Here is a 7,189-nt window from a genome sequence, read left to right as displayed (position 1 = left end):
GTTGCTAATCATGCGGGGGTTGTAAAGGAGATCATGGTGATTGAAGGAACTCCTCAGGTACACGAAGGAGAAACTGTGCGAGCCGGGCAAGTATTAATTCTGAAGCCCAATGCGGATAACTTAAACAATGCCCAACAGACTCAACCAGCTTCAGTAGCTAGAGGGTTTGTCCGTGCGCGAGTCTGGTACAGTGCCGAAACCACGATCCCCTTGGTAGAAGACAAAGTGGAGGAAAGTGGGAGAATTGCCACAGGGTGGGGTATAAAATTTGGTTCACGCGTCATAATGGTAACAACGCAGAATTCGCCTTTTGAGCAAGGACGTAAAGAAGTAGTAAGCCTTTCCCTAAAACCGTGGAGGAATTGGCGCTTTCCTGTCGAAGGTATTAAGATAAAGTATGTCGAACTTCGTGAAGTGCATCTTGAGCGTACTGGCACGGAAGCCCTTCAACTGGCTGAACAAGCTGCCAGGGCTGAAGTTCAGAAGAAAGTAGCAACTAAGATTCCCATCGTGCGAGAAACCGTTAAGGTTCTTACCAACAATTCCGATCTAGTGCGTGTTAGGGTAGAGGTGGAAACTTATGAAGATTTGGCAGTTTACGCCAATTCATAAGGGGTACGGAGGGTTATTTAGATCACGTAAGCATTTGAACTTTGTATGGTATATAGAAGTAAGGATGATGGCATGAAGATTAGAATATTTAGAACAATGTGGGAGGGGTTATCTCGAGGTATGGATTTGTTTAAACATCACACCACATGGCTTCGTGTCATTGTCGGGGTGATGTATTTTCTGTTGTTTGTCGTTCTGCTAACCTCCAATATTTTTGTCTCGACCCTTCAATTAGAATTAGGGGAACCCAGTCCACAACTCATCACGGCTCCGTGGAATAAGGACATTGAAGATATCCAAGGATATGCTCAAAACTTGGATAAAGCTGAGAAAGCTGTTCAACCGGTTTACAAACCCGATGAGGAATATTTGAATTTATTGACAAAGGATTTAGGGAAAACATTTACCACGTTGCGTGATGTGCAGTCGAGTTCGAAGGATGATCGTGTACGTATTAATCAACTGAAGCAAACCCAGCCTTTTAAGGATTTACCGGAGGGAGTATTGACGTCCTTAGTGAAGATAAGTCTGGATGATTTGAATGCGGATGAACAGGTCAGTAGAGACATTATCTTTAGCAGAGCGCGCAATTTGGATTCTGGAACTAGGACCTACGCGGAGTTAGATGGGTTTCTTGAAAAAACTAAAACGGATCTTAATCAGTCGGGTTTAAATGAGCATGTCAAAACGTTATTAAAGGTCTTCTTAGAACAGGAAATTACGCAACCCACTCTGATCGTAGACGATATTACGACAGAAGCTTTGCGAACAGCTGCAAAAAGTCTTGTGAAAAAGGATGTGCTGCGTTACAAGGCCAACCAAAAAATCGTTGGAGTGGGCGAGATTGTTGACGAAACAGATTACCAGGTCTTGGTCGAGTATGGCTTAATTAATAGCCATAATACGTGGAAAGCAACATTTGGAATTGCCTTGATTGTTCTCGCAGGAATGGGAACGATTTTGGTTTATTTGTTACAGTATAAACGGGATATCTTCCGCCTGACCAATCGAATTGTTCTTATAGGGCTGACGATGACGATGGTTTTGGCTATTGGACGTGGAGTGATTGCCTTAAATCTAGGGCCTGATTATAATAATTTGTCAGGCATGCTCATTCCGGTGGCCTGGGCGACGATGTCCGTAGCAATTCTTATTGGTGTGGATATCGCTATGTTGGTTTCCGTTGTCTTAGCGGTGTTTGTGGCTGTCTTAGTGGACCCCTCACTTTCGACTGCCTTTGGCTTGCAAGCGGGTTTAGTGGCTCTTTTTGGTGGGATTGTAGGAGTTTATAGTGTGTCCCATTTGAGTCAGCGTTCGGATTTGGCGCGGGCTGGGATATTTGTGTCCGCGGTCAATGTCTTGGTGATTAGTGGGGTTGCTTTTAGCTCAGATATGCGCTTGACGGTTTGGGCGGTTGGGCTGATTCTGGGGATTGTCAATGGATTGGCGTCATCGTTTTTAACGGTGGGGGCTTTGCACTGGTTCGAATCGGGATTTCGTATCACTTCTTCCGTACGGCTTTTAGAATTATCGAACCCCAATCGCCCGTTACTTAAGCGCTTGCTAATGGAGGCACCGGGTACATACCATCATAGCATTTTAGTGGGAAATTTAGCGGAAGCCGCAGCAGAAGCAGTTCATGCGGATGCGACCTTGGTAAGAGTAGGCTCCATGTATCACGATATTGGCAAGTTAAAACGCCCGTACTTTTTCATCGAAAATCAGTTTACCCAGGAAAATCCACACGATAAAATAGCTCCGACTCTAAGCTCTCTGATCATTACTTCACATGTTAAAGATGGCTTGGAGTTAGCGAAGGATTATAAACTCCCAACGCAAATCCAAGACATTATCTCCCAGCATCATGGAGACAGTCTGGTCAGTTTCTTTTATCATAAGGCCCTTGAGAGTCAGGAAAATGTGCCTGAGGAGTCTTTCCATTACGAAGGGCCAAAGCCTCAGAACAAAGAGGCCGCGCTGGTTGCTTTGGCCGACAGTGTGGAAGCGGCAGTGCGTTCTATGAGACAACCTACGCCGGGGCGTGTTGAAGGGCTAGTCCGCAAGCTTATTAAGGACAAGCTGAATGACGGACAGTTGGATCAATGTGATTTAACGTTTCAAGATTTAGATCGGATCGCTATGGCTTTTGTCCGTGTCTTAAGTGGAATTTTCCACTCCCGCATTGAATATCCGGAGATGCCAAGTACACGAGACGCGGGTTTGAATAAGAAAACCCTGGTAGATGTTAATCAAGAGGATGGTATTGCTTTACCAAAGGAGAAACTGCTTGAGAGTCGCGAGGGGTCTCTTGAAACTAAGATTCCTCGAGTGAATCATAAGCCAATTAAGGATAATTCTTAGGCTCTTGACAAGAGCTACTTAAAAAGTATGCTCAATTTCTGAAGGGGGGAAGGGTAAAACACTTCTATTTCATGTTGGGAGTGGGTTTGCCTGAAGTACGTGATTTTAGATATCTCTTGGGAAGAGGAGTCTATTTTGCCGGAACGGCAGGATGCTCTCACCACGCTGCTAAATAACGCTATTACTGAGACTATCCACTTGTCTGGTGGGCGGTCTGAGGCGGAAGTGAGCTTAATGCTGGTTGATGATCAGCGCATACATGCTTTAAATCTTGAGTATCGAGGAGTGGATCGCCCGACGGATGTTCTTTCTTTTGCCTTGCAAGAGGAAATGGATGAGGAACCGGATTTCGAGTTTGAAGACGAAATGCTGGGGGATATCGTTATTTCTGTTGAACGGGCAAGGGAGCAGGCAGAGGAGTATGGGCATTCCTTTGAACGGGAAATTGTTTACTTAGCGGTCCATGGAACGCTTCATTTATTAGGGTATGATCACGAAGAAGAGGACGATAAGCTAAAAATGCGCAACAAAGAAGAAGAGGTAATGACTAAACTGGGGTTAGAGAGAGTATAACGATAACCTCAAACATCCTTGTTCGAGTCATGGCAGCGCTTTCAAGAAGGTTAACACGTGCGAAGACAGTGTCTTCGGGTGCCAGCCAGGTTTCTTTATAATCAGACCGAAAACGGAGGGGCATATGGGAAGATATCTGAAACCAGGATTTTGGCGCAGTCTCAATCAAGCTTGGCGAGGAATGCTATATACTTTGAAAACTCAAGGACACATGCAGTTTCATGTTTTCGCTGGAATTCTTGTTTTGAGCGTTGCTTGGTGGGCTAAGGTTTCACGTTTTGAATGGCTAATTCTTGTTTTAGCGATTGGCAGCGTGATCGGTGCAGAAGTGATGAATTCTGCGGTTGAAATTGTTGTAGATATGGTGCAACCAAACTTTCACCCTCTTGCGGGAATGGCAAAAGATGTGGCGTCAGGAGCGGTTTTAGTGACTTCGATTCAGGCTATCATAATTGGACTAATTGTCTTTGCTCCCTTATTGTATCGCTCTGTGGGCAAGGTTTTTTAGAAAAGGAGTTGTATGCGTAAATGCTCGATCCAGAGCTTACGAAAGAACTTAGTAATCGGGCACAAGCTGCATACGGACAGGCCTATGTACCGTATTCTCATTACCCAGTTGGTGCGGCGGCACTTTTTTCCTCTGGAGAAATATATAGTGGTTGTAACGTGGAGAACGCCAGTTATGGTTTAACGGTTTGCGCAGAACGAAATGCAATTTTTCAAGCCGTAGCTCGGGGAGAGCGGAAGTTGAAAGGAATTGCGATTGCTGTTCCGACTGACGTATTTCCGTCCCCGTGTGGTGCTTGTCGGCAAGTGATTCGGGAGTTCGCTGAGGATTGCCTGGTTTACTTAATTAATGGACAGGGTGAAACGAAGGTGACTAGTTTGAAGGCGTTATTGCCTGAGGCGTTTGGGCCGGAGTATTTGTAGGGGGACTTGTGTCACACAGCGCTCGGTGCTTACGACGCAGAGCAAACTAACCGTTTAAGCTCCTACTATGGGGAGCGGGGTTCATCCTTCGGCGATACTCTCCACTGGAGACTATCGTGCCAAACTCGCCGTCCTTGGCTCGGTTGGCGGCAGTGCACATCCTTGTGCACTGCCCCGTGTCTGGGGTCGGTCGCTTGAACGGAAGTTTGCTATTCTGCTTACGTAAAGACGTCGCGCTCGTGTGACACTGCGTCCTGGGGCTTGGAACGGAAATGTGGAACGAGGGGAACGAAGTTGCGGTGATGGTTAACGTTGCTGGGGAGAAGGCACATTTCATGTGTGCCTTCATACCTAAAGAAACCATAGATCAGTAAAACAAGGCCTTTGCCTTTTCAGCGGTCTGGGGTTTTTAGGTGGGCACTGTGCATCCACCTGTCGGAGGGTTTAGTGGGAGCAGGAACGGTTCTTAACTAGCATATGTCCCTATTTGTGTCCGAGGACTGTACAATCCCCACTGAATAGATGACACTATTTAAGGTTAAGGTAATAAAGATAAGAATGAAAAATAAATAAAAGTATAAGATAGGGAAGTGCTTCACCGTTGGTTTCATCAACATCAAACAAAGAAGAATTCCGTTCTGGTTTTGTATCCGTAATTGGAAGACCTAATGCAGGGAAATCGACCTTGCTTAATCATTTATTGGGGCAGAAAGTGCTGATTATGTCGGATAAGCCTCAAACCACCCGAAACCGTATTCAGTGTATTTTGACGGAAGAACGGGGACAAATTGTCTTTTTGGATACTCCAGGAATTCATAAACCCAAACATAAGTTAGGGGAATATATGGTCGGAAAGGCCAAAGAATCCATGCGCGAAGTGGATGTTATCGTTTATATGGTGGATCTTACTGCCGAATATGGCCCGGGCGAAGAGTATATTATTGAGATGCTTAAGCAGACGAAGATCCCCTGTGTACTTGTCTTAAATAAAGTTGATTTACTAGCCAAGAAAGAAATCTTAATGCAAAAAATCCAGCATTTTTCTGCTCTTATCGATTTTAAAGCGATTGTGCCTATTTCGGCAAAAACAGGGGAAAACTCGGATGAACTGTTAAATGTAATTTTTGACCAACTTTCTCCAGGTCCTATGTATTATCCTGAAGATGAAGTTACAGATCAGCCGGAACGGTTTATCATGGCGGAACTGGTGCGCGAAAAAGTACTTCAGCTGACTCGCGATGAAATTCCTCATTCGATTGCTGTTGTGATTGAAGAGGTAGAAGAAAAGAAGACCCTTGTTAAAGTGAGAGCTTTGATTGTAGTTGAGCGTGAATCTCAAAAGGGAATCGTTATCGGGGCCGGAGGTAAACAGCTCAAAGAGATCAGCAGCCTGGCCCGTCTAGATATTGAGGCGTTGTTAGGTAGCAAGGTGTTTTTGGAAGTATGGGTTAAAGTTAAAAAGGATTGGCGTAATCGTATGGATAGCTTACGCAATTACGGGTATGGAAAGGAACGGGAGTAAGATGAATCTTGCAGGTATGACGGATCATACGTTGTTAAAGCCTCAAGCTATGGAAAAGGACATTGTGGCGCTTTGTCATGAGGCTCAATTGCATAAATTTGCGACGGTTTGTGTCAACCCGATTTATGTGCAAACGGCGGCTAAGCTTTTACACGGCACAGGGATAGGTGTTGTTGCTGTTGTGGGTTTTCCGTTGGGGGCTACGTTTACGGAAGTGAAAATCCAAGAAGTTTTTATGGTCAAAGCACATGGTGGTAAAGAAGTGGATATGGTGATAAATATTGGTTGGGCTAAATCCGGGAATTGGGACGCGGTAGAGCAAGATGTTGCTCGTGTGGTTGAAGCGGCACATGGGTGCGGCTTGATAATTAAGGTTATTATTGAAACTTGTTTGCTTTCGGAAGATGAGAAAGAAATGGTGTCGAAGATCGTTAAACGTGCGGGTGCAGATTATATTAAGACCTCGACTGGCTTTGCCGGGGGTGGAGCTACAGTCGAGGACGTGTCTAATCTTAAAGCCTGGGTGGGGGAAAATGTTAAGGTAAAGGCGTCGGGCGGAATCAGGACTCGGGAGTTTGCGCTTGAGCTTATCGAAGCAGGAGCTGAACGGTTAGGGACGAGTGCGGTACTAGTGTGACTTGTGGGTACATCGCTCGGTCATACGACGCAGAGCAAACTAACCGCGTAAGCTCTTAAATGGGGAGCGGGGTTCATCCTTCGGCGATAGTATTATATAAAGAACCCGCCTACGGCGATAATCTATCCTACGCCGCGAAGTGTTCCTTTTGGGATCAGCGGCTTCGGCGATACTCTCCACTGGAGACTATCGTACCAAATTCGCCATCCTGCAAGAAGGCCTAATTCGTGCGAAGACAGTGTCTTCGGGCTCAGTTGGCGGCTTCGCACGTCCTGTGCTCAGCCCCGTGTATGGGGTCGCTTACACGGAAGTTTGCTATTCTGCTTACGTAAAGACGTCGCTGATGTATCCCACTGCGTCCCGGGGATAGTTACGTTTGCTGGGGAGAAGGCACATTTCATGTGCGCCTTCTTGCCTCTACAACTTAAAGCCTGTGAAGTAGGCCTGGAACGTATTTAGATCGTACTTTGAAGTTATAGCAAGAAGAACCGTCCTGAGTAAGCCTAAAACAAGTAAAATGTATAGTGACGTCATATTTACATAAAATAGAAAGG

At 45.6% G+C, this 7,189-nt stretch carries 7 protein-coding genes; all 7 read left to right on the top strand.

Annotated elements, in window-relative coordinates:
• A partial coding sequence (locus tag JL57_RS15655; RefSeq protein ID WP_034142951.1) for a sporulation protein YqfD occupies positions 1–612 on the top strand: 612 nt, incomplete at its 5' end.
• 72 nt (positions 613–684) lie between these two features.
• Complete coding sequence (locus JL57_RS15650) at positions 685–2,973, top strand: HD family phosphohydrolase (protein ID WP_291300116.1); 2,289 nt, start codon at positions 685–687, stop codon at positions 2,971–2,973.
• A gap of 99 nt (positions 2,974–3,072) precedes the next feature.
• Complete coding sequence (ybeY, locus tag JL57_RS15645) at positions 3,073–3,546, top strand: rRNA maturation RNase YbeY (RefSeq protein WP_034142767.1); 474 nt, start codon at positions 3,073–3,075, stop codon at positions 3,544–3,546.
• Positions 3,547–3,670: 124 nt separating this feature from the next.
• The gene (locus tag JL57_RS15640) at positions 3,671–4,054 is read left to right on the top strand and encodes a diacylglycerol kinase family protein (RefSeq protein ID WP_034142768.1); all 384 of its coding nucleotides are present in this window, start codon (positions 3,671–3,673) and stop codon (positions 4,052–4,054) included.
• Between the two features lie 20 nt (positions 4,055–4,074).
• On the top strand, positions 4,075–4,476 hold the full coding sequence (locus JL57_RS15635; RefSeq protein WP_034142769.1) for a cytidine deaminase: 402 nt from the start codon (positions 4,075–4,077) through the stop codon (positions 4,474–4,476).
• Between the two features lie 601 nt (positions 4,477–5,077).
• A complete protein-coding gene (gene era, locus JL57_RS15630) occupies positions 5,078–5,998 on the top strand; it encodes a GTPase Era (protein WP_034142950.1) in 921 nt (306 codons plus the stop codon).
• Position 5,999: 1 nt separating this feature from the next.
• Positions 6,000–6,635, top strand: a complete 636-nt coding sequence (deoC, locus tag JL57_RS15625; protein WP_034142949.1) for a deoxyribose-phosphate aldolase — start codon at positions 6,000–6,002, stop codon at positions 6,633–6,635.
• Positions 6,636–7,189: the final 554 nt, after the last annotated feature.

This window comes from Desulfosporosinus sp. BICA1-9 (genome assembly GCF_000802135.1).
This window is presented reverse-complemented; position numbering and strand designations above follow the sequence as displayed.

What these genes read in the sequence shown, in the direction of transcription:
- JL57_RS15650 (WP_291300116.1), top strand. Translation starts at nt 685, where the DNA reads ATGAAGATTAGAATATTTAGAACAATGTGGGAGGGGTTATCTCGAGGT.
- JL57_RS15640 (WP_034142768.1), top strand. Translation starts at nt 3,671, where the DNA reads ATGGGAAGATATCTGAAACCAGGATTTTGGCGCAGTCTCAATCAAGCT.
- deoC (WP_034142949.1), top strand. Translation starts at nt 6,000, where the DNA reads ATGAATCTTGCAGGTATGACGGATCATACGTTGTTAAAGCCTCAAGCT.
- JL57_RS15635 (WP_034142769.1), top strand. Translation starts at nt 4,075, where the DNA reads ATGCTCGATCCAGAGCTTACGAAAGAACTTAGTAATCGGGCACAAGCT.